The following is a 23459-nucleotide window of genomic DNA, read 5'->3' as shown; positions in this document are numbered from 1 at the left end:
ACACACCAGATAACTTACTTTTGAAATTTAATTCCTTTGTAATAGGTTTCTAGATTAGTCACTTTAGTTTGATTTTCGAAGTCGGCGAATGGTTTGTCTGCAAACTTACTACCACGCATTTGCACGCTTAAACGCGGCGCCTTATCATTTAACATGGTTTGCTTGTAATAGTCTTTCAAGTCAGCCAACGTCACTTTTTCAACTTCAGCAATTAACTGCTCTTTCGAATCAAAGTTAAAGTTTTCACGGTACCAATCGTTAATAAGTGGCGACATTTCATCACTGAGATTCTTTGGTTGCTCTTTTAGCGACACGAGGGTGGCATTTTTAAGCTGAGCAAATGTCTCTTCTGTCATACTATCAAGCTCTACAGCGTATTGTTTTTTAAACTCATCAAAACGCGTTTGCATCTCTTTTGGCCCTTTAACAGGTGTTTGAATGTACAAACCAAGCGCAGAGTAATCTTCAATAGGTCGAGCCAATGCACCCACCGCATAAGCTAATTGCTCTTCGGTGCGCAGTTTATCAAAAGCAACAGTTCTGAAGTGGTTTTGCAACACTTGTGCTTGTGCTTTTTGTTTATAACCCGGCGTTGGATGAACGACCATATCGATGATCGCAACATCAGCTACATCAATGTCTTTTTGTAATACTATGCGCTCACCTTCTTGTGGTAACCACGCTTTGCTGCGCGCAAACTCCGTCGTTTTATGACCCTTTGGTAAAATGGCTATCAATTTATTTGCAATTGACTCAACATCTTTTTGATTATAATTACCGAATGAGAATACACGTAAGTCATTAGCTGCTAGGGTTGATTGTTTAATACTTTCAAAGTCAGCCAAAGTGAGTTCATCTGCTGCGGCAATTAATGTCTCAGTATCAAACTTACCACTGCGAATTAATTTAGAATACTCACCAAAAGCTTGATAAAACGGAAATTGCTTTTGCTGGTTTAATAAATCGCGCTTAAAGCGGTCAATCGCTTGTGCAAACCCTTCTTGAGACACGTCTAATTGCAGATTTTCTAACGCTTGTGCAAGTAAAACGTCTTGCTTATCGGTAAAGCCACTGAGTGATAAAATCAATCCATTACTTGGCTGTAAGCCAAGGCTCATCCCCGCAACAGCAGCTTCAGTACTTAGTTTACTTTGTTGTAAATTATAGACATCAGCCCAAATTGAGTAGAGAACCTGTGATTTTGCGTCAACTAATGCATCGGGTGTATTGAAATAAACTTCGACTAAGCCTTTAGGTTGCTCAGCAAATTGCTGACTTGCTTGACGCCATACTTTTACGCCTTGCTTATCAAACACGAGTTTAGGATGATCTTGCTGCTTAAATTCACCCGTTTTAATAGCAAAACTTTCGGGTAATAAGCGATTGACGGTTGGTAAGGCAAGTGCAAATTCACTTGGTTGACTCCAACGTTTAATTTCATCTTCACTAATATCTTCAATACGGTATTTACCATCATAGAAGTGTAACTGTGAGTCTGTTTCTTCTTGCTTAGATATATACCAAATACGCAAAGTATCTTCATTTAGTTGAGACAGCACATTCTGCACGGCTTCAGCATCAAATTGAGCGTAGTAATAAGGTGCATTAATTGCATTATTGACAGGGAACTTTTGCATGCTATCAGTTAGATTACTTACATAACCAAACTCATCGCCTTTTTCTAAAAACTGAAATTCATTGTTTAAAGAAGTGCGGATCTCATTAAAGTATTTACTATCAACACCCTGCTCTTTTATCAATGCAATGTATTGCATGATGGTAGCGACAATTTCCTCGCGGTTTTGCATGCCTGCATCTGTCAGCTCAACGTTCACAGTTAAACTGCCATAGTTACCATATTGTGTCGGAGCAGCAGACGCTGTTAATTGAGAAACCCAGCCTTTATCTCGTAGAATTTGAGCGGGGCTACCTTGCATTTCATTACTCAGCAGGTAAGAAACAAAACGGTTTGGCTTAACGGCAAACTGATTACTGTTATCAGCAATCGTAAACTCTAACTGAAGTTGCTTAACATCTTCATTTGGCGAGTAATAAACACGTTTGCCACCGGCTTGGTCAAAGTCTAACTTAGCTGTGACAGTGGGTTTCTCGATATTTTTGTTTTCAATGTCTGCAAAATATTGCTTTGCTTTAGCTTCCATTTCAGCAAGCGGACGATTAGAAATCATTGCAACTTTCATGATGTTAGATGAATAGTACTTATTATAAAACTCAACTGTTTGCTGATGTAAGTTACTGCCTTCTTTATCCCCTAAAGTTTCAAGGTTTCCGATTAAGAAACGATTAGCTGGGTGTGAACCCATCATTTTACGCGCTAACTTAAATTGCCCAAAAAAATCCATTTCACGGCGCATTGACCATTCCGCATTTACTGCATTTTTTTCTTTATCGGTGTATTCAGGATATAGCTTGGGTGATTTAAAGAAATCTGCAAAACGATCTAATGCTTCATCGTATGCATCATTATTCACTTTAAACATATAGTTGGTAATATCTAACCACGTATAAGCATTATGTGCCCCACCGTTTTTAGTCATAAAGTCACTGTACCCTTTAGTATCCGGGTAACGATCGGTTCCTAAAAATAGCATGTGCTCTAAATAATGTGCCATCCCCTGTTGTGACATAGGGTCATGCAAAAGACCAACACCCACACTTAAGGCTGCCGCTGATTTTTCAACACTGGGATCTGAAATTAAAATAACATCTATTTCGTTGTCTAATTTAAGTGTTTTGTATTCACGGCTATCGTTTGGGCTAACAACCAACGAGTCTGGGATCAGGCTGGTATTAACACTCGGTGGTGTAGAAGTAGAAGAACAGCCTGCTAAAACTGCAAATGCAATCGCACTAAGCCCTATTATTTTTGTCATTTTATTGTATCCATTAGATATTACATTAATTATTATTTATCATGAGTTTTCATAGGTCGCAATTCAATGCTTTTTAGCGAAACAACCCTAAAAGTTTGTAACACATTGTGAAAAAAGCAGGACTAACGACTTAAATTTTACAACTATAACTATAACAAAGGATGAACTATGGAAAAGTGGCTAATTGTAGCAATGTTCACACAGGTCTTACTTACGTTCATTATTATGTTCATAATGGGTAATCGTCGTTTTCGTGCTGCAAAGCAAAAAACAATTGAAATGAAAGATTTTCTTACCATGGAGCTCGAAAAAGCCGGCTCAGATGTGCGTGTCGCCGATCGAAATTTTATTAATCAATTCGAAATGCCTGTGTTGTTCTTTATTGCCTGTTTAACAGCCTTACAGTTAAATGCGGTAGGTTATATGTTTGTGGCATTAGCGTGGGTTTATGTTTTGCTGCGTGTTGTGCACAGTTATATTCATTTAACATCAAATACGTTAAAAGTGCGTTATTACAGTTTTGTTATTAGCAGTTTAGTAATGCTATCTATGTGGGTGGTCATTTTAACTCGCGTTTTTTAGCGTCCATACTCGGTAAGGCGAATTAAACGCCTTACCGAAATAGGTGTTTATTTTTTAAAGCGACTCACGCCTGCAAAGGCAAGAAGAGATAGCAGCCATGCCATGCTCCCTGAACTTCCGCCACTGGTCCCATCCCCAGAATCAACATTGTCAATTAAGGTGTTTTCTTTAGGTTGCAGCGATGCAGATGAGTTAGGGTCGTCATTTACGATAATAACACTGTTAATCGTCACTAAGTCCTCAGCATTAAAACCCGATGTCGTATCTGGACACTGCTCTTTATTAAGGCCTACAACGGGAATTTCACCACAATGGACCAAAGACGTAATTGCATCAATTGCCTGTTGGCTATCTGCTGTAATTTCACCGAACACAGTAAAACCACCATTTTGTACGTCTAAATTCGCGCTGTTATCTTTTAAGTTAAAAAACCATTGGCTTGTTGCACTATTCGCATTGCCGCCTTGTTTGGCCATCGCTATTGTGCCTTTCACATTTGATAACTCAGGTTCGTTTTTTATTGCAGGCTTCGTTTCAATCTCTTTAAAATCAGTATCATAACTAAAGCCACCGCCTTGCAAAACAAAGTTATCTACAGAGCGATGAATAACACTGCCATCATACGCGCCATCGCCAACGTAGCTTAAGAAGTTTTCAACTGTTACCGGTGTTTGTTGATCATATAAGTTGATAGTAATAGTGCCGTGATCGGTTTGCATTTCTACAACCGTTGCATTTGCTTGGAAACACGCAGCAAATAACAATGAAGATACCAAGTGCTTTTTCATTATTAATCATTCCTGATAATTTTTATTATAAAACTGCCAAGAGACTAAACAAAAAACAGCTGTCGTAAAATAGCAGACCAAACAGTTACACAAAACACATCAAATCAATCACAACTTAGTTACACTTATTTACATCGCGTATTCATTTTAGTTATATAAAAATTGCTTTTAAAAGCAAAATCGTCTTATCAAATACACTGAGTTTGTTAGTATCTACACGACAACAATGAACACATAGGAACACCACTATGGCTAATGAAGAAACCGCAATCTGCGATTTTGGCTTACACCAAGGTGAGCCATACAATAAGCTCCCAGCAAGCTTCCTTAACTGGATGGTTGGTAATAACCACCAAAAATCCCATTATGCTGAACAAGAGTTACAACGTAGACAATTAGCGGCGACGGGACAATTAAATACACAAATGAGCAATAAAAACGTATAAAAGTCATTTAATTTAAACCTCAGTCGTTTAAACTAAGCGCATAATTAACCTCATGCTTTTATCAGGCAACATATTATGCGCTTTTTTATTTTATCTTCACTACTTGTCACACTCACTGCATGTAGTAGCTCTTCAAATCATACTGATAGTGTTCAATACCTTACACTTCTCCACACGAACGATAACCATGGCCGTTTTTGGCACAATGAACAAGGTGAATACGGCATGGCTGCTCGTAAGACCCTTATTGATCGATTAAAAGCAGAAGCAGTCAACAATGGACACGCCGTATTATTATTGTCTGGTGGCGATATTAATACTGGTATTCCTGAATCTGACTTACAGCACGCTGAACCAGATTTTAAAGGAATGTCTGCAATTGGTTATGATGCAATGGCAATTGGAAACCATGAGTTTGATAACCCATTAGCTGTTTTAGATAAACAACAACAGTGGTCAAACTTTCCATTCTTATCTGCCAATATTTTTGATAAAGAAACCGGAAAAACAGCCTATCAGGCTTATGAAGTATTCGAAAAAAATGGCCTTAAAATAGCCGTCATTGGTTTAACGACCACGGATACGGCAAAGATTGGTAATCCGCAATACATTGGCGGGCTAGATTTTCAAGATCCGGTCACTGTGACAACCCGCTTAGCCCCTAAAATAGAGGCGCAATATAATCCCGATATTACAATTGCTGTTACGCATATGGGCCATTATGTCGATGCAAACTATGGTATTAATGCACCCGGCGACGTGACAATGGCGCGCAATTTACCGAAGGGTATGATTGATATTATCGTAGGCGGCCACTCTCAAGAGCCTGTGTGTATGTCAGAAGAGAATGTCGCAGATGTTAATTTTGCACCAGGAAAGGCTTGTAAACCAGATCAACAAAATGGGACATGGATTATGCAAGCCCATGAATGGGGTAAATATGTTGGTAAAGCCGAATTTAAACTAGAAGGTGACGAATTGACTCTCCTTAACTATTCACTTATTCCTGTTAACTTATATGTTGAAAATAAAGAGGGTAAAAAACAGCTAGCAGGTGATTATATAGAGCCTGATAAGTCACTCAAAAACATGCTTGCTGTATACCAAGAAAAAGGCGCAGCCCAAATTGCAGGGAAAATAGGTGAAGTTGATAGCAAACTAGAAGGAGATCGTAATAAAGTGCGTTATCAACAAGTAAACCTAGCTCGCGTGATTATTGCAGCACAAATGCAATCTGTCGGAGCTGACTTTGGCATAATTAGTGGCGGTGGTATCCGAGATAGTATTCACGCAGGTGATGTAAGCTACAAAGATATTTTAAAAGTACACCCGTTTAAAAATAGAATTACGTACATTGATATAACAGGTAAAGACCTGTTTGATTACCTTGACGTTGTGACATCATTCCCACCCGACTCAGGTGCGTATTTACAATATCATAAGCTTAGTTTTAAACGCGAAAACAATCAGCTATCCGATGTTAAAATTAATGGTGCGCCAATTGAAATGACTAAAACCTACCGTATGAGTATCAATAGCTACAATGCCTCAGGCGGTGATGGTTATCCAACGCTTACCAAAAAAGCCGGATTCGTTAGTACTGATGATACCGATGCACAGGCATTGAAACGTTACTTCGAACAAAACAGTCCTCTAAAAGCGGCTGATTACGCGCCTAATTAGGGGCAAAGTAAATAAAGCAAGGGAAGTCAGTAACATGCACTTCCCTTTTTTATTTCTTATAAGCTACTTTGTGGTTGTTATTTTCCAATGACTTCAATGTCATCTAGCGTAATGCCCTTTAAACCATAATGGTGTAGACGAGAGCGAGACCCTTCCCCATGTGCTTTAGGTGGATAATAGGTGTCTTTAATTTCTGGGAGTTCCTGCCAAACCTCATCAAGGGCCGCGCGTATTTCACTTAATGTTTTTTCTAAACTATTCGTGAAATTTGGTCGTTTGCGTATGGTGTGACCAAGTTCTACTAACCGGTAAAAATACTTATTAGCCAGTGCTAACAACTCATCGGGAACATCTTTATTTTGATTAAGTATGACGTCTGGGTTTTCAACACAAAACTCAACTAGGGCCAAATAAAAACACAGCGGCTTATTCGCTAAAGCAACGGTTTTTTCTGTGTCGCAATTTGCTGACAATGTTTTACTTTTAAGGTCAACAATCAGTTTTGGTTGCAATTGAGTATGTTTTTCAACATCAGGGGTATGTTTCGCAATTTTTATCTTAGTGCGCTCACTCAAAAAGAGTAAATAGGTAAACAATCCTGCAAATCCACAAACTAAAATCAATACAACAATGTCATTTTTTTCAAATATCGAGGAGTCTACGACAAAACTAACACTGAGAGATTTTTGTGGTGTATGCAATTGTTTCACAATCAAATCTGCACGCGCAGGGTATTCTGAAATTCCCTCAATAGAGTAAACAAACACATCAGAGGCAGATAACTGGCTATTTAACTGCTCAATATAATTAAGCACCATGTCTTTACTACCCGAATGTTTAAGAAAGTCATCGGGTAAATTTAAGTAGTTCAGGTCAAGTGCAATGCGATTTTCTATTTTAACGATTGTTAACGCATTATTCGCACGGTTATCACTATATTTTGCAGAAATATAACTCGCAAACATCATAATACTTGCGACACAGAAAACCACTGCATAAGCAAACTTTACTCTAGTTGGCAGCATTGTTTTCCCCTGTACTGCGTTTTATTTGCTTTTCAGCATCACATTCCCAAAATGATTCTACATGATTAAAGTAGTGTGAATTCTGGCTGCGCGCTAATTCTGTTAAGCGTAATTGCACAGCACAAAGTAGATCAGTATTTTCATTTTCCATTTTTAAGTACCAGCGACTACCACTAATATTATCGCTAATCGGGGTAATATAATTTGCGGAAAACTTTGCTTGATCCGAATCTTGCCAATATGAAGAAATCAAATCGACCTGACCACTGGCAAGTAATTCTCTCAGTTCAGAATGAGAGCTGGCATAAACAATGTTTAAATTCTCAAGGTTAATATCTAACTTTTTGAATAATTGCTTCGGTAGTATATGACCAGAACGACTTGTCGGATAATCTAACAGGCCAATACGTTTATCAAGAAAGTAACTTTTCTCTACACGTGGTTTTTCAGTACTTGAAATTAAATAAGCGGTGTAATTTGGAAACCCAACTACAGCTTGGTAGTTATAGGTCGATTCTGCCATAAACGCATTTATAAGATTCTCTTTAGCGAGAATAAGATCAGCAATTCCTTTACCTAAAAACTCGATTGTGTCTGAGGTTTTATAGCCCCAGTAAGAAGTAACCGTTCCATATTGCTTACTAATAGTGTCATCACTACACAGTACTTTCGCAACGTCCTCAGCAAGCACTTTACCTGATGAATAAACAACAAGTTCATTAAGATTAACATCTGACTTTGTTGCACATTGATACGAAGTTTCTATGAAAGCGTCAATATCAGAAATCGGTGCTTTACTCTGCATCGTTCCGATGCAAAAAAACAAAATAAGAGACAGAAACAAAAATGTAACAATCGATGATTTTTTTATTAGTATTGTTTTCAAATTCAATTTTAATAGCCAACAACGCACTGTTGTCTCTATTTGAACAATTATTCTTACTCATTGCAATAGGTAACTTTACTTAAACATTGTAACCTATTGATTTTATGAATTTATGAACAAGAAATTATGAATCTTATTGAGTCCTTTCTATTTCAGCTGAAATTCAGGAGAATTAACATTATGGAATCGTGCTTAATAACGCATTTATTCGGACACTGACTCAATGTTACAAAAAACAAAAACAATGTTGCTCATATCAACTGGCATTTTATCTATGTCAATGAGCTCACCTTCTCACGCATGGGGGCAAAACGGCCACCGTATTGTAGGTGAAGTAGCTGCAAACCATATTACCGACACCACTCGCCAGGCTTTAACTCCCCTATTAGACGGTGAATCATTACCTCAAATTGCTACCTGGGCCGACGAAATGCGCTCAGCACCTGAAACATTTTGGCAAAAGAAATCATCACGCTGGCATTACATAAACTTTGATGAAGGCGATGCAAAGCCAAAGTACGATGAACACGCACACCATAATAAAGACTCTGTTACAGATATTTTAGAAGGCATTGAATACTCAATTACAGTATTAAAAAATGACAATGCATCTATTGCTGAAAAGCAGTTCGCTTTGCGCTTTTTAGTTCATTTGGTCGGCGATAGTCACCAACCTTTTCATGCAGGTAGAGGCGAAGACCGCGGCGGAAATAATATTTCTGTCACATTCTTCGGTCAGAATACCAATTTACATAGCTTATGGGACACAAAGTTAATTGAAAACGAAAACTTGTCCTATAGTGAATTTGCGCAATTTATAGACACAAAAAATGAAGAACTTATAGCAGATTACCTCTCAAGCTCTCCAAGCGATTGGTTAATAGAATCTCATAATATTGCAAAATCAATCTATAAAGAAAATGAAACAAACATAAGTTATAGTTATATCTATAAAAATGTACCAGTTATAAAAACTCGCCTACAACAAGGTGGGATCAGATTGGCCGGTTTATTAAATTCGTTGTTTGATAAATCAGCAAAACCGTTAGTAAAGGCACTAAAGATGCCAACTGACAGCAAACTATAAATGAAACATAACCTTTAACACGGGAAATAACATAATGAAAATCCAACTCCGCAAAACAGCCCTGTCACTTGCTATTGCAGCATGTGTTGGTGTAAGTGGTGCAGCGTTAGCAAATGAAACAACATCTGCTATCAAGGGTCAGATTAAAGGGCCAAACGGTAATCCTGCTGCTGGCACAAAGATTACAATCGTACACTTACCGTCAGGTTCAACAAAAGAAACTGAAACGAATGATGCGGGTTACTTCACAGCGAAAGGTCTTCGTGTAGGTGGTCCTTACCGCGTTGTTGTAGATTCTGACGTTTTTGCAGATCAAACGTTTAACAACATTAACCTACAAGTTGGTGCTGACTACCCTGTTAATGTTACGTTAGAAAGACAAACTGATGTAGAACAAATCGTTGTTACAGGTCGTCCTATCAGCCGTATGTCGGGTGGTACAGGTCCAGCTGCAACGTTTACACTTGAAGATTTAGAAAACCAACCAGCAATCAACCGTGACTTACGTGACATCGTACGTATTGACCCACGTGTAACAATTGATGATAGCCGTGGTTCAATTAACTGTGGTGGTGGTAACCCACGCTTTAACAGCTTAACGCTTGACGGCGTTCGTATGAACGATAACTTCGGCCTAAGCTCAAACGGTTACCCGACAATCCGTGCACCTTTCTCGTTTGATTCAATTGAACAGGTTGCAGTAGAACTTGCACCTTTTGACGTTCAATACGGTGGTTTCACATCATGTAACATCAATGCCGTTACTAAATCAGGCGGCAATGAAGTTCACGGTGGTATGTTCTTCGATTACACCAATGACTCTATGAAAGGTGACAAAATCGAAGGAAGAGAAGTTGACCCAGGTAACTACACTGAAAAACGTTATGGCTTTAACGTAGGTCTACCACTTATTAAAGATAGCCTTTTCCTTTTCACATCTTATGAAAAGCTTGAAGGTGTTAAACAGTATGAATACGCTGGTTTAGATACAGGCAGTGTTTCTGCTGCAGATCTTACTCGTGTTCAGCAAATCGCTCAAGATGTATACGGCTATAACGCAGGCGGTATGCCATCAAGCGCTCCAGTAGAAGATGAAAAAATCTTAGTAAAACTAGACTGGAACATTAACGATGCACACCGTGCAAACTTAATTTACAACTACAATGATGGTTTTACACTGTCTCAGTCTGATGCATACAGCGATACTGTTGCTTTAGAAAATCATTTCTTCAAGCAAGGTGCTGAGTTCACATCATTAATCGGTTCAATCTACTCAGATTGGTCTGATCAATTTTCAACAGAAATCCGCGTTGGTAAATCTGAATTAGATGCGACTGTACAATCTTTAGATGCAGCAAGCAGCTTCGGTGAAATGCAGATTAGTACGTCTGATGGCGGTACAGTTTACATTGGTCCAGATGATTCTCGTCAATCAAACGATTTAGACTACGAAACAACAACAGTGAAACTTGCGGGTACTTATTACCTAGACCAACACACTATCACTGGCGGCTATGAATACGAAAAACTTGACGTGTTCAACCAATTCGTACAGCACACGCAAGGTGAGTGGCGTTTTAACTCAGTAGATGATTTCGAAGATGGAATCGCGAGTGGCTTGTACTACAACAACGCGGCATCGACAAATGATCCAACAGACGCTGCAGCAAGCTTCTCGTATGCTCAACATACTTTCTATGTACAAGATGAATACAGCTTCACTGATTTAGACGCAACATTAACATTCGGTCTACGCTACGACCGCTACACAAGTGATGATGAGCCAAACTTCAACGAAAACTTTACTAATCGTTACGGTTTCAGCAATCAGTCAACATTTGATGGTATTGATTTAATTCAGCCTCGTGTTGGTTTTGAATGGTATGCAACAGATGCATTAGAAGTACGTGCAGGCGTTGGTTTATTCTCAGGTGGTAACCCGAACGTATGGCTATCTAACTCGTATTCAAACGACGGTATCACGAACATTAGTACTGGTATTAAAGACGTAGACGGTGTTTACTTCCTAGATGAAGCGAAAAGACAAGCACGCTTAGACTTATTTGACACACCAAACGTCAATGGCGGCACTCCAGGTTATGAAGTACCACAAGATTTATTTGATAAAGTTGCTAACACTCAAATCGGTGCAGGCGATTCATCAGTTAATGCCGTGGATCCTAACTTTGAAATGCCATCTGAGTGGAAATACTCTATTGGTGCAACGTACACAACTGAAGACGAGTATGTTTTCTCTGTAGATTACTTATTCACAAAACGTAAAGATGCTGCAATTGTACAAGATATTGCGTTACGTGATTCAGGTGAAACTACATTTGATGGTCGTCCAGTTCTTGAGTCTATTGAAGGCCGTAGCGGTGACTTATTACTAACAAACGTTAATGGCGACAGCGGTGAATCACAAATTATCTCTGCGGCTATGAGCAAGCGTTTTGATAACGGCATTAGCATGCAAATTGCGTATGCTTATACAGACTCTACAGATGTTAACCCAATGACAAGTTCTGTAGCGAGCTCGAACTACGGCAACATGGCAACATTTGATCCTAAAAACCCAGGTGCCCGTACTTCTGATTACGAAATCCCGCATCGTTTTACTATGACTCTTGGTTACACAACTGAGCTGTTTGATGGTTATAACACGCGCTTCAACTTATTCAGTGAAACATACAAAGGCTTACCTTATAGCTACACGTTTAACGGCAGTGACTCTGTATTCGGTGACAGCAACTCAAACCGTAGTCGTCAGTTAATGTATATTCCTGAAGTTGATGATCCAAATGTTGTTTACGACATGACACCAGAAGAAGTTAATGAGTTTAACCAATGGATTTCTGCAAATGGTTTAGAGCGCGGTACTATTTCAGCTCGTAACCGCCAAAATGCAGATTGGTTCACTAAAGTTAACTTCAAAATGACTCAAGAAGTACCTGGGTTCATGGACGGTCACAAAGGTGAAGTGTTCTTCGTTATCGATAACTTAACAAACCTTCTAAATGATGACTGGGGTGTACTTAAGAAAGGTAACTTTGTTGGTAACCGTATGATTAAGACATCAATCGATGATCAGGGTCGTTATGTTTACTCTGACTTCAGCCCTAACAATGGCAAAACAGCTACGCAAAGTGGTGCTTCTGTTTGGGAAATGCGTGTAGGCGTTCGTTACACATTCTAATAACAAGTTAGTCTTGTTATAAAATAAAGCCTAAAGCCCGCCCCTACTGGCGGGCTTTTTACGTTTTAAACGTTATTCTTGTTAGTTGCTAATTTATAAATTAAAGAGCCTAAAAGAAAAGCTTATACCATTACGCTTAATTAAATGGGCTATTCTGAGGCAACAAGCCTCGATGATAACAAGGCAAAAGTTTTGTTATTTAGGTGTTCTCGGCAATTGCTCCTGCATTGCACTGCCTCCTGCATCCATGCAGTCGCAAATCACAAATCTTTACCTAAGTAGCAACCGGTTTAACCCATCAAAATGATTAAGTATGAGTGCGAACAAGTATTAAATTGAATAGGAAAGAGAAGTTGCAGGCCTTAAAGACCTGCATAAATGATTTATTTAAACTGCATAGACCGCAAGGGGATGAGTGGTGTTGATTGACACATGAACTTCATCATCAGGGCGGACAATCACTTCATGGCTTACGCGACTCGTCACAACCGTATCACATGCAAGTTTCACTGCACACAAACGGCTGCCACCTTCATAGCGCACCCATGTCACCTTGCCATTGGTTGAACTTGCATTTTGAATAAGATGAACATCATCAGGGCGCAAAAGTACATCAACATCGGCTGAGTCATGATCTATTTTAATAATAGGTGCATTCCCTAGGTCAGTTGTTGCGATATCACCTAACGACTTTCCAGAAATAAAACTTGCCTCACCAAGAAAACGAGCAACAAAACGATTACTAGGTAAACTAAAACAACGTTCTGGTGTGTCGAGTTGTTGAATAACCCCTTCTTTCAATACACCAACTCTATCACCAATAGATAATGCTTCTTCTTGATCATGCGTAACCCAAATAGCGGGAACACCCGCTTTTTTCAATGCATTGCGAATATCCCATCGCAACGTATCTTTTAATGCCGCGTCAAGGTTTGATAAGGGTTCATCCAATAAAACAAAATCAGGTTCATGCGCAAGTGTACGTGCCAGTGCAACACGTTGCTTCTGACCACCTGATAACGTGGCCGGTTTCTTGTTGCGAAACTTTTCAAGACCCAATAATGCAATCCAATGATCTCCTTTAGCTGAATCTGTCAGTCTAAAACAAATATTTTCTTGCACTGTTAAATGCGGAAATAACGCAAAGTCTTGAAAAACCATACCCACTTTGCGCTTTTCAGGCGGAACTTTTTGTTTTGGCGTTGCACGCCACGAACCTAAGTTAATTTCACCCTCGCTGATAGGGATAAGCCCTGCGAGTGCTTGTAATATTGTACTTTTACCACAGCCAGTTGGTCCAACTAGCATGAGGATCTCACTTTTGCCTAGTGACAAGTTAAGATCACTTACCACTCGATTGCTACCATAATCGATAGACAGCTTACTAACTGATAGCATTAAACTGATCCTTAATGTTCTAATTGACTGCGTTTTTCACCGGACAGCATTATAGCTAAACCACACGCTGATATCACGACAAGAAGCAAACCTGGAATCGCTGCGCGACCAAAATAGCCCGCTTCATAAACACGCCATAAATACGTAGATAAGGTTTCAAACCCTGTTGGGCCAAGTAACAACGTCGCCTCAAGCTCACGCATCGATTCTAAGAAAACAAGCGCAGCCCCGGCAATAATACCACGTAAGGTTAAAGGCAAGGTAATGCGTAAAAATGCTTCACGAGGACTTGCTCCTAACACCCTTGCAGACTTAACCAAGCTTGAATCTAAGTGCTCAGTACTGGTGCGAACAGAACCAACTGCTAGCGGTAAAAAACGTAATACATACGCAATGACTAATAAAGCAAGAGTTTGATACAACATTGGTAATTGCAATCCACCATAAACCAGCGCAGTTCCCATTACGATACCCGGTATACCAAAACCAAAATAAGTCACGCGCTCCATAATACGTCCCGCTTTACCGGTCAGTGCGGCATGCGCTACAGGCACAGCAACTATTACAGCAACAATGGCAGCTAGGCCCGAGGCGTACGCTGAGTTCCATGCAATACTGAAGTCAAAATTAGCAAAGCCATCACGCGCTAACCACACGCAAAAAATACCGAGCGGTAAGCAAATCGCCAAAATCAAAATGGGTGCAAAAGTTAATAGCATCATGCACTTTTGACCATTCGTTGGAAATAACATTAATGGCCGACCATGACGCTCTGAGGCCGTTTTTATTTGCGACTCCATAAACAATAAAAAGCCGACAATTACCATTAGTTGCAGTGATAACATTGCCGCGCGACTTAAACCAAACGCGTTATATTCGACATAAATCACACGGGTAAACGTATCAAGTCGCATCATAGCTGGCGTGCCAAAGTCCGACAACGTATACAGAGCCACCAGTAAAGAGCCGGCAGCAATCCCATTAACTACTCGCGGTAATATGACTCTAAACACACTCATTGTCATCGACATACCCAAGGTGCGTGCAGCGTTAACCATGCTTGCATCAAGACTGAGCAATGATGAACGTGTAGTCAGCATTACAAATGGAAAGGTATACAGCGTCATCACAATCGCTGCACCTGTTAATCCATACATAGGTGGGGTTTCAAACCCTAATAGCTGGTTTATCTCACCACCTGGACCAAACGCTGCGTAGAGCGTAAATGCACCGATGTAGCTTGGTATTGCAAGCGGCGCTGCAAACAACACCAGCCAAAACTTCTTAAAAGGAAGCTGCACATAGGCACTAATAAATGCCAGAGGAACCCCAATTAAAATTGAGCCTATTACGGTTAACACCATGAGGGATAAGGTATTACCAAGAATTTTTAAATTATGACTATCAAAAATAGCTGTTGCATCACTGGCTAAGGTGATCAGAATATAAACAGGCGCTAACGCCAAAAGCGCTGCAAGCAGCGCCATAGGATATGAAGCAGGTATGCGCATTATAGAACACCGCTACTTCGCATAAGGTCAAGTGTTGGCCTTAAATCTGCCAATTGTGTTAAATCAACTTTCGGTGGTGATATTGCTGATAAAGCAGGTAAGCCAGAAGGCTGTTCAATCCCTTGAATAAGCGGAATTTCATAGGCCTCGCGAGCAAGGTAGCTTTGTACTTCTGCACTTAATAAATAGCGCATAAAGTTCATTGCATTCGGGTTATCGGTTAATGAAAGTACACCCGAGGCATTAACTAAGCAACCCGCGTCTTGATTTGTGAAGGCAAGATCGAGATTTGCATCAGGTTTGCCCGACTTTAATCTAAGTGTGTAATAGTGATTTGCAAAACCAATATCAACCTCACCACGCTCAACAGCCATCACTACACCTAATTCACCGGCATACGTTTTAGAACGTTTCTGGACTTTTTTAAGCCACTTAGCGGTTTTATCATCGCCTTCAAGAATGCGCATTGCAGTTACAAATGACTGGAATGATGCATAGGCGGGTGCCCAGCCAATTGATAAATCGCTATCGGCTATCGCCATAATGCTATCTGGAATTTGCTCTTTGGTGAGGCGCTTCGTGTTATAGGGTAAGGTACGGATACGCCCTGTCACGGGTGCCCAACCTGGGTAGCGAAATTGCGGCTGTAATTGCGATTCTAAATCGCCTGGTAACGGTTTGGCGAGTCCTGCATCAGTAATTAAACCAATTGCACCTGAGTCCACAGCCCAAAATAAATCAGCCCGTTTCACGCCTGCTTTTGCTTCAGCAACAATCATATTTCCAAGCGCTGCTGTCGGCCCGCGACGAATCGATAGGTTAAGTTTTGGGTTTTTCTTTTCGATTGATTTCAATACGTTTTCGTATAAACCACCTTCACCACGGCCTAGGTATAAAGTCAGATCGCCCTCTAGGGCTGGTAGGTCATTCACTAAAATTGGGCTTACTGGGCTTGCGGCAAAAGCACGAGAAAGAGGTAATGGCATGCTGCCCACTACCCCTAACGCAGCCAGCCCTTGAATAAAGGTTCTGCGTTTCACTAAAATACATCCTTACGTGACTTTTCAGCTTCTTCTAATAGCACTTTAGCGCGATCAAGTTTTTCTTGCATATCAATAACCACATTTCTAACTTGGTCAACGTCTTTTTTGTCTGAAATGGCTTTTGGAAGTGTGACGTTAAAATCTTTTTCAAGTACTTCCACAAGTTTTGCGTCTTTTTCAATTAGAGTACCTTCTACGCCTTCAAATAAGTGAAGGTAAGTATCGTGTACAATTTGAGTCGCTTCGTCGCTTAAACGCTCAGCATATTTTGCCACAACGCGGTCTAACTTATGTTTAATTTCATCAATAGTGGCGCTTTGCGTCATGTTTTCAGAGGCCGTCGCTTTTACCGCTTTCAATAAGCCTTTTTGTTGAAAATCAGCGGCTAATTTAACAGCCCCTAGCCCCTGCCATAGAGCCGCATCTAGTGCCTGCTGGTGTTGACGTACTTCGCTTGCAGGTTTTTTATCATCGATGGCCATTTTAATACCATAAATGCTTTGCCAAATAGATGCATAAACTGGAACGTAATTAGTTTCGATGGCACTGTGAAACTTTACTGATTCCCAATACTCAATTAAATCATCGCTTTTAACAGCCTTAGCGCCATTTTTTTCATACTCTGTCACTAAAGCATCCACTTTTGCTATCATCCACTCAACATCATCAGAATAATCTTTTAAGTTTGCTTTAAGGTGATTAACGTGCTCGCCAATTGGGCCATTTGCCAATACTGGTTGCGTAATAAATGCTGATGCTAATACAAGGCTAAGGCCAAAAGTCTTCATTGTGTTTAACGCTAATTTCATAGGGAGAGCATCCAAATTTCTAATTGTAAATGATATCGATTATCATATCCGTATCGATTCACTAAATCAATATGTAGCAGCACTAAGATTACAGAATTAAACATTTTTATTGAGGCTATTGTAAACTTTATTCAGCGTTGAGATAAAGTTTTCATATTCATGTTCATCTATGTCTTTTAGCATCTCTGCTTGCCAATCTAATGCCACCGGACTAATTTTTTCAACCATATCGCTGCCATCACGTGTTAATGACAGTAAGGTTGCTCTTTTATCGAGTGGATCAGATTGGGCGCTTATAATGTCTCTTTCTAATAAGCGTTTAACCGCTCTTGATACCGTAGACTTATCCATGTGTGCCAAATCACATAACGATTTTGCACTTAGCTGACCGTATTGGGCTAGATTGGCAATAATGCGCCATTGTGGCACGGTTAAGTCAAATTGGCTTTGATATAGCTCACTAAATTGTTCACTCATTTGCGTTGCAATATTGTTGAGTGTGTAGGGCAGAAAACTGTTTAAATCAAATGTCGCTTTCATCTCTTTTGTCATGGCTTTTTTACTGTCAAAAAATATTTACAGAGTTAAATTCTATCCTATTTGAATTTACTCTCACATGAGAGTATCTTACCTAAAACCTTTCAGGAGTCTAGTGATGAATAACAACGAATTACAATATATGACAGGCTTTGGTAATGAATTTGAAACCGAAGCACTGCCGGGTGCATTACCAATTGGTCAGTTCAGCCCACAAAAAGTAAACTACGATTTATACGCTGAACAATTTAGCACAACGGCTTTTACAGCACCGCGTGCAGATAATCGCAGAACATGGTTTTATCGTATTCGTCCTTCGGTTGTTCAAGGCGACTATACAGCAATTGATAATGGTTTAATTCGCACTGCACCAATCACCGAAGTACCAACACCACCGACGATGCTACGTTGGGATCCGATTGATATCCCAACAGAACCAACTGACTTTATCGACGGTCTAGTCACAATGGCGGCAAATGGTAGCGCAAATGCACAAACAGGTATTGGTATTCATATTTATGTCGCTAACAAGTCTATGGATAACCGTTACTTTTACAATGCAGATGGCGAGATGTTGTTTGTTCCTCAACAAGGCGAACTACTGCTTAGAACTGAGTGCGGCAAATTAACAGTGCGTGCCGGTGAAATTGCCGTTATTCCACGAGGCATTAAGTTTGCAGTTGATTTATTAACGGAGACTGCGCGGGGTTATATTTGTGAAAACTATGGCCATGCGTATATATTGCCTGAGCGTGGTCCAGTTGGTGCAAACGGTTACGCTAATGACCGTGACTTCCACTACCCTGTTGCTGCATTTGAAGATATCGAAGGTCACTTTGAATTAGTTGCGAAATTTAACGGTAACATGTTCCGTTGTGATATTGGTCATTCACCACTCGATGTGGTCGCATGGACGGGTAATAGTGCGCCCTATAAATATGATTTAGCGCGTTTCAATGTCATGAATACCGTAAGCTATGATCACCCAGATCCATCAATCTTTACTGTCCTTACGTCACCTTCAGGTACTGAGGGTGTCGCAAATATAGATTTTGCTATTTTCCCTCCACGATGGATGGTAGCAGAAAACACTTTCCGCCCACCCTATTATCATCGCAATATTATGAGTGAATTTATGGGCTTAATTGAAGGTGTTTACGATGCCAAAGAGCACGGTTTTGTACCGGGCGGCTCAAGTCTACATAATTGTATGTCACCACATGGGCCTGAAGCTGATGTATTTGAAAAAGCGTCGAATGCAGATTTACAGCCACAACGCTATGAAAATACACTCGCATTTATGTTTGAATCACGTTACGTTATTTCACCAACAAAATATGCCCTTGAAGGTAAAGAGCGCCAAGCAAACTACACAGATTGTTGGCGAACTATTAAAAAACACTTTACAGGTAAACAGGACGTATAATGAAACTTTATAGCTATTTTCGTTCATCTGCGGCGTACCGCGTTCGTATCGCCCTTAATTTAAAAAACATTGATCATGAACTTGTAACCGTAAATCTATTAAAATCGGAACAGCAAAGCGATGCCTATTTGGCAAAAAACCCACAAGGCCTTTTGCCAGCGTTAGAAACCGAGTACGGGGTTTTAGCGCAATCATTAGCTATTTTAGAATGGCTTGAAGAAACCCATACAGAAATCCCTTTACTGACGGGTGATGCATGGCAAAAAGCACAGATCCGTAATCTTTGTTACGCCGTAGCCTGTGATATTCATCCAATTGATAACTTACGCGTTTTAAAATACTTAGCCAATGATCTTGGTGTCGATGATGAGGCTAAGAACACGTGGTATAAGCATTGGGTTGAGGTCGGATTCGACAGCATAGAAAAAATGTTAGATGAGGGTAATCGTTTTTGTGTAGGGAATGAGCCAACCTTAGCTGATGTCTGTTTAGTGCCTCAAGTATTTAATGCACTGCGTTTTAACGTTGATATGAAAAAATATCCAAAAATCGCCGCTGTGTATGAACACTGTAATACACTTGATGCATTTATTGATGCAGCCCCGCAGAATCAACCCGATTCAATATAAATTAAAAGGCCCGATTTAATCGGGCCTTTTGCTGCAAGGATTAGTTAACGGATGATTTATCTTTATTAGGTGAAAGTATCGTATAGTTTGTTGAACTGCTGGTTGTATTAAACAAGCTAGGTGCTCCACTCGACTTCATCGTCTCTGGCATCCAATAATTTTCAGGAATTGTTTCATAGATATTAATCCGTGGAGCAATCACTAAAGAAGGCGCACCTTGGCTATTGTACCAACCATTTTCATCTAACAAATAATAGTCTTTTTCTTTTACGTATAATCGTTCACCGGCAACACCGGGTTGAGATTTTAATATCTCCCATTCACGTTTACGACAAGGTTTAGACATATCATCACTGCATGAAAAATTACCAAAATAGTTAATCGTGACGTCTCTAGATTCTTGCATCCAACCTACATTTACGCCATCTAAGGTATAATCTTGCTCGGTGCCATTGACTAGATTTAAACGGCGACTATCCGTTTTTGTTAACTGAAAGCCAAACACATTAAAGCCATTATCGCTGTTACCTTCATAATAAAACTCAAGCTTGCCATCTTTCCAGTTTGCTTTTGTCCACTGATTTATCATAGTCTGCCAGAAATTGCCGGGCTCATTTGTTACATCAACGGCGGCTGCACTCGTTTCGTCAACCTTAAAGCCATACATAACTTCAGTTGCGATAACAGCGCCCTCTGCGGAGTATGCAACATTCAGTAATTGTAAATCACCATTTAACTGGTCAATAATTCGGCTTTCTTGATATCGCTGATCAGGGAAAGTAACTTTAAGCACACCTTCTTCGATTTGCCACTGAAGTGCTGTCTCTGCATCTTGTAATTTACCCGTATTATCAGCAGAAAAAACGTATGGGTCTAAAACAAATCCGACAACCCCATCATCACTATCACTTTGATAATGTTGTATTGCCCAAGTGCCTCCCATATCTTCAGCTTTAAACGCAAGGTCAGAGCCTGAATATGGCTTTCTCATTGAGACATCTGATTCATTTGAAACGTTAAATTCAGGTGTTTCAATCACATTTTCGCCCAAGTAAATAGGTGTCATTTGAGCCGTTTGTGACATTGTTAAGCGATAACTATCAATGCTCTCACCTTCGACAATCCTTTTAAGCGTCGCTGTTTGAGGTGAGTAGGTGACTTCAACTTGATAAATCCCTGCATTGAAAAGATCATCAACTTGTTGCTGAGAAAGCCCTGCAACGCCGACATCAACAGAAAGGAACCCGATAATGCCCTGACCACTAGTAAAATCAAGTGTGATCACACCTTCAGTAAGTGCCCAATTGTAATTAACAGCGCCACTACTATGAACATATTTGCCCATACCGTTTTCTTCAAATGTGTATTGCTGGCCACCACGTGAAAGGAACCCTTTTGCTGTAGGGTATGTTCTTACATAGTAAGCAGGTAGAGATGATTCATCGACAGGTGGGGTTAGTTCTGGATCTGCTATTATTTTTGCAACTTCATTTTCGATTGCGCCTGGGTTTGATTGCTCAACAGCGGCGACAAACTCGTTATAAGCGTCTGGGTTTTCAATAAGATCAATTAAATTTTCCGTTCCTTCTGGAAGGGTCACTTCATTTTCGGTCGCATATTTCACGACGGCTGCAGCTTCAATCAACACATCTGGATCAACCCCTTTTTCTACCAATGAAAAGCTTTCAAGGTCAGCCGGTGGTATCCCCTCATTTGCCGCTGTAATAAGCGCAACTAACGCCGTAGAAACAGCGCTTAAACTTACCGTATTAGCGCCTTCATCACCATGGGCAAAATTAGCCTTAATTTTGGGTGCTGCTTGTACTTGGGCATTGGCAGTTAAATCGGAAACAAATGCACTGTATTCAAGACTCGAATTAGTCGCAGATATAGCATTAATACGACTAAACAGATTCGTTTCATCATCGTCAACAGTAAACGTAAACGTAAAATCACCGTTAGCATCACTCATTTGTGTGTAATTAGTACCGAGTAAAGTTGCATTAACGGTCGCATTACTAAACTTATCACCCGTAATTGAACCCGCTAAGGTATACGTGTTATCGATACTCGCTATAGTGAAACTTTGTTCTAATTCAGTACTATCGCCTGAATCATCTGTAACTGTTACTTTGAATTTAAGCTCGGTATCTTCGGCAACACTTGGTAAAGTAAATGACACTTGTTGTTCAGTCGCACTGCTCAACGTAACTGTGGGCCCTGCTGTTTGCTCCCAGTTATAACTGCTAATACTGCCATCGTCATCAGTCGCATTTACTGAGAGTGTCGCCATCGACTTTTCTTGTGCAGAGCCAAAGTCTGCAGAGACCTTAGGGGCAACATTATTCAACAAACTCACCGTAATTGATTTTGATGTAGCTTGGCCTGCTGAGTCCGTAGCCGTAAGCGTAAACATAGCTTCTGTGTCGTTATCAAGTGCTGGCGCAATAAAGCTGATAGAGTTTGTGTCTGCTCCCGTTAGCGTAATATTCGGGCCTGAATCTTGTACCCAGTTGTAGCTAATACTCGCGTTATCATCGGTAACCGTTGCTGATAATTCTGTGCTTTCACCCTCTTTTACACTCGCAGTGCTATCAAGTTGAATGACGGGGGGAGTGTCGACGACTTCAGGTTCATTTTCATCATTGTCCGAACCACAGCCAGCTAATAATAAAGTAATTGTACTGCTTAGAAGTGCAAGTTTGAGTTTATTCGTTTTCATCACGAGTCCCTTTATTTAAATAAAATGAATTTAAATGAATGAAAACTGAATGATAGTATGGTTTAGTGAATTTGCCAGTTAACTATTAGCAAAAAACTAATAATAAACTGGCTAAATGTGGGCGGATTTAGGCTTATCTAAGCAGTTGTGGCTATTTTAAAGCCGAGTGGATCAATGTAACATGTTCTATTAAATCAAGACCTAAATCGGTTAGGTAGCCTCCATCGCTGCTATCAGTAATTCCTTTATCGTATAAGCGCTTCGCTGCATCAATCAGTGAAGAATCTGCATCAGAATGAATCTTAATACCTTGCATTTTTGAATTTCGCGGGAATTTAGCGAGGAGTGTTAATTCGTCAATCATATTTTTATCAAATTGCATATGTTCACCTTTTTATTATTTCCATCATTGTGTTTTTATAGCATATAGACTTAAGCTTAGTGAAGATATTAAAAACTGCTACTGCGGGGTGAAATTTGCTTACACGTATCTCAATCTTTTTATTATTTTTTTTAGTGTTTTCTCATATAGCAACAGCGAAAGACACTCCGTTAGTGGTGCTAGATGGTGACAGTGCATTAACCAACGCAAAGGTATGCTGGTATGAAAATAAACGCTATACCGAGGGTGCGATTATTGCTGTAGCGAACAGCATGCTTATATGCGCTACAAAAACAGACCATCTGTCTAATAGTGATCTCATGTGGTATCGATTGAATGAAAACGGCGATATTATTTACCCTAAGCAGGCGAAAACAATTCGTGTCAATTAGCATCTAGTGACGAGATAGGTTAC

At 40.0% G+C, this 23459-nt stretch carries 19 protein-coding genes; 8 read left to right on the top strand and 11 right to left on the bottom strand.

Annotated features, from left to right (window positions below; genetic code table 11):
• Window positions 1–14: 14 nt before the first annotated feature.
• Window positions 15–2894, bottom strand: a complete 2880-nt coding sequence (locus H3302_RS16480) for an insulinase family protein (RefSeq protein ID WP_182396604.1) — start codon at window positions 2892–2894, stop codon at window positions 15–17.
• 168 nt (window positions 2895–3062) lie between these two features.
• On the opposite strand from H3302_RS16480, the gene H3302_RS16475 reads away from it, so the two are divergent.
• Window positions 3063–3476: an MAPEG family protein gene (locus H3302_RS16475; RefSeq protein ID WP_182396603.1), complete on the top strand. Its 414-nt coding sequence runs from the start codon at window positions 3063–3065 to the stop codon at window positions 3474–3476.
• Between the two features lie 47 nt (window positions 3477–3523).
• Here H3302_RS16475 and H3302_RS16470 read toward each other — a convergent pair whose 3' ends face one another.
• Complete coding sequence (locus tag H3302_RS16470; protein ID WP_182396602.1) at window positions 3524–4264, bottom strand: peptidylprolyl isomerase; 741 nt, start codon at window positions 4262–4264, stop codon at window positions 3524–3526.
• Window positions 4265–4512: 248 nt separating this feature from the next.
• Here H3302_RS16470 and H3302_RS16465 point away from each other — a divergent pair, with 248 nt between their 5' ends.
• Both H3302_RS16465 and ushA read left to right on the top strand, forming a co-directional pair.
• Window positions 4513–4710 carry a hypothetical protein gene (locus H3302_RS16465; RefSeq protein ID WP_036972706.1) on the top strand — a complete coding sequence of 66 codons (198 nt, stop codon included), beginning with the start codon at window positions 4513–4515 and terminating at the stop codon, window positions 4708–4710.
• Between the two features lie 75 nt (window positions 4711–4785).
• On the top strand, window positions 4786–6393 hold the full coding sequence (gene ushA, locus H3302_RS16460; RefSeq protein ID WP_074989151.1) for a bifunctional UDP-sugar hydrolase/5'-nucleotidase UshA: 1608 nt from the start codon (window positions 4786–4788) through the stop codon (window positions 6391–6393).
• 77 nt (window positions 6394–6470) lie between these two features.
• Here the strand turns inward: ushA and H3302_RS16455 are convergent, their stop codons facing one another.
• Both H3302_RS16455 and H3302_RS16450 read right to left on the bottom strand, forming a co-directional pair.
• A complete protein-coding gene (locus tag H3302_RS16455; protein WP_036972710.1) occupies window positions 6471–7418 on the bottom strand; it encodes a hypothetical protein in 948 nt (315 codons plus the stop codon).
• Window positions 7405–8310 carry a hypothetical protein gene (locus H3302_RS16450; RefSeq protein ID WP_036972989.1) on the bottom strand — a complete coding sequence of 302 codons (906 nt, stop codon included), beginning with the start codon at window positions 8308–8310 and terminating at the stop codon, window positions 7405–7407. Before H3302_RS16450 ends, H3302_RS16455 begins: the two co-directional genes overlap by 14 nt.
• 217 nt (window positions 8311–8527) lie before the next feature.
• Between H3302_RS16450 and H3302_RS16445 the strand changes: the two genes are divergently transcribed.
• Window positions 8528–9391: a S1/P1 nuclease gene (locus H3302_RS16445; protein ID WP_180311843.1), complete on the top strand. Its 864-nt coding sequence runs from the start codon at window positions 8528–8530 to the stop codon at window positions 9389–9391.
• A 34-nt stretch (window positions 9392–9425) separates the two neighbouring features.
• Window positions 9426–12587: a TonB-dependent receptor gene (locus H3302_RS16440; RefSeq protein WP_118844958.1), complete on the top strand. Its 3162-nt coding sequence runs from the start codon at window positions 9426–9428 to the stop codon at window positions 12585–12587.
• A gap of 387 nt (window positions 12588–12974) precedes the next feature.
• Here the strand turns inward: H3302_RS16440 and H3302_RS16435 are convergent, their stop codons facing one another.
• The 5 genes from H3302_RS16435 to H3302_RS16415 form a co-directional block, all read right to left on the bottom strand.
• Window positions 12975–13985 (bottom strand): ABC transporter ATP-binding protein, encoded by a 1011-nt coding sequence (locus H3302_RS16435; protein WP_036972724.1) that lies wholly within the window; start codon window positions 13983–13985, stop codon window positions 12975–12977.
• Window positions 13986–13996: 11 nt separating this feature from the next.
• Complete coding sequence (locus H3302_RS16430; RefSeq protein WP_036972726.1) at window positions 13997–15496, bottom strand: iron ABC transporter permease; 1500 nt, start codon at window positions 15494–15496, stop codon at window positions 13997–13999.
• Window positions 15496–16536, bottom strand: a complete 1041-nt coding sequence (locus tag H3302_RS16425; RefSeq protein WP_182396601.1) for an extracellular solute-binding protein — start codon at window positions 16534–16536, stop codon at window positions 15496–15498. Before H3302_RS16425 ends, H3302_RS16430 begins: the two co-directional genes overlap by 1 nt.
• A complete protein-coding gene (locus tag H3302_RS16420) occupies window positions 16536–17348 on the bottom strand; it encodes a hypothetical protein (protein WP_036972731.1) in 813 nt (270 codons plus the stop codon). Before H3302_RS16420 ends, H3302_RS16425 begins: the two co-directional genes overlap by 1 nt.
• Before the next feature lie 96 nt (window positions 17349–17444).
• Window positions 17445–17900, bottom strand: a complete 456-nt coding sequence (locus H3302_RS16415; RefSeq protein ID WP_074989146.1) for a MarR family winged helix-turn-helix transcriptional regulator — start codon at window positions 17898–17900, stop codon at window positions 17445–17447.
• A gap of 103 nt (window positions 17901–18003) precedes the next feature.
• Here H3302_RS16415 and hmgA point away from each other — a divergent pair, with 103 nt between their 5' ends.
• Together hmgA and maiA are read left to right on the top strand one after the other, a co-directional pair.
• Complete coding sequence (gene hmgA / locus H3302_RS16410) at window positions 18004–19311, top strand: homogentisate 1,2-dioxygenase (RefSeq protein ID WP_065979153.1); 1308 nt, start codon at window positions 18004–18006, stop codon at window positions 19309–19311.
• A complete protein-coding gene (gene maiA, locus H3302_RS16405) occupies window positions 19311–19940 on the top strand; it encodes a maleylacetoacetate isomerase (protein ID WP_065979152.1) in 630 nt (209 codons plus the stop codon). Before hmgA ends, maiA begins: the two co-directional genes overlap by 1 nt.
• Window positions 19941–19980: 40 nt before the next feature.
• Here maiA and H3302_RS16400 read toward each other — a convergent pair whose 3' ends face one another.
• Entirely contained in the window at window positions 19981–22662 is a 2682-nt protein-coding gene (locus H3302_RS16400; RefSeq protein WP_075593338.1) for a PKD domain-containing protein, read from the bottom strand.
• A 151-nt stretch (window positions 22663–22813) separates the two neighbouring features.
• Complete coding sequence (locus H3302_RS16395; protein WP_036972742.1) at window positions 22814–23044, bottom strand: TIGR02647 family protein; 231 nt, start codon at window positions 23042–23044, stop codon at window positions 22814–22816.
• 95 nt (window positions 23045–23139) lie between these two features.
• Here H3302_RS16395 and H3302_RS16390 point away from each other — a divergent pair, with 95 nt between their 5' ends.
• Entirely contained in the window at window positions 23140–23436 is a 297-nt protein-coding gene (locus H3302_RS16390) for a DUF1496 domain-containing protein (protein ID WP_051501899.1), read from the top strand.
• Window positions 23437–23459 lie beyond the last annotated feature (23 nt).

This window comes from Pseudoalteromonas sp. MT33b, from assembly GCF_014117385.1.
GTDB classification, from domain to species: domain Bacteria; phylum Pseudomonadota; class Gammaproteobacteria; order Enterobacterales; family Alteromonadaceae; genus Pseudoalteromonas; species Pseudoalteromonas lipolytica.
Note: the sequence above shows the minus strand (reverse complement) of the source record. Positions and strands in the feature narration are given on the sequence as shown.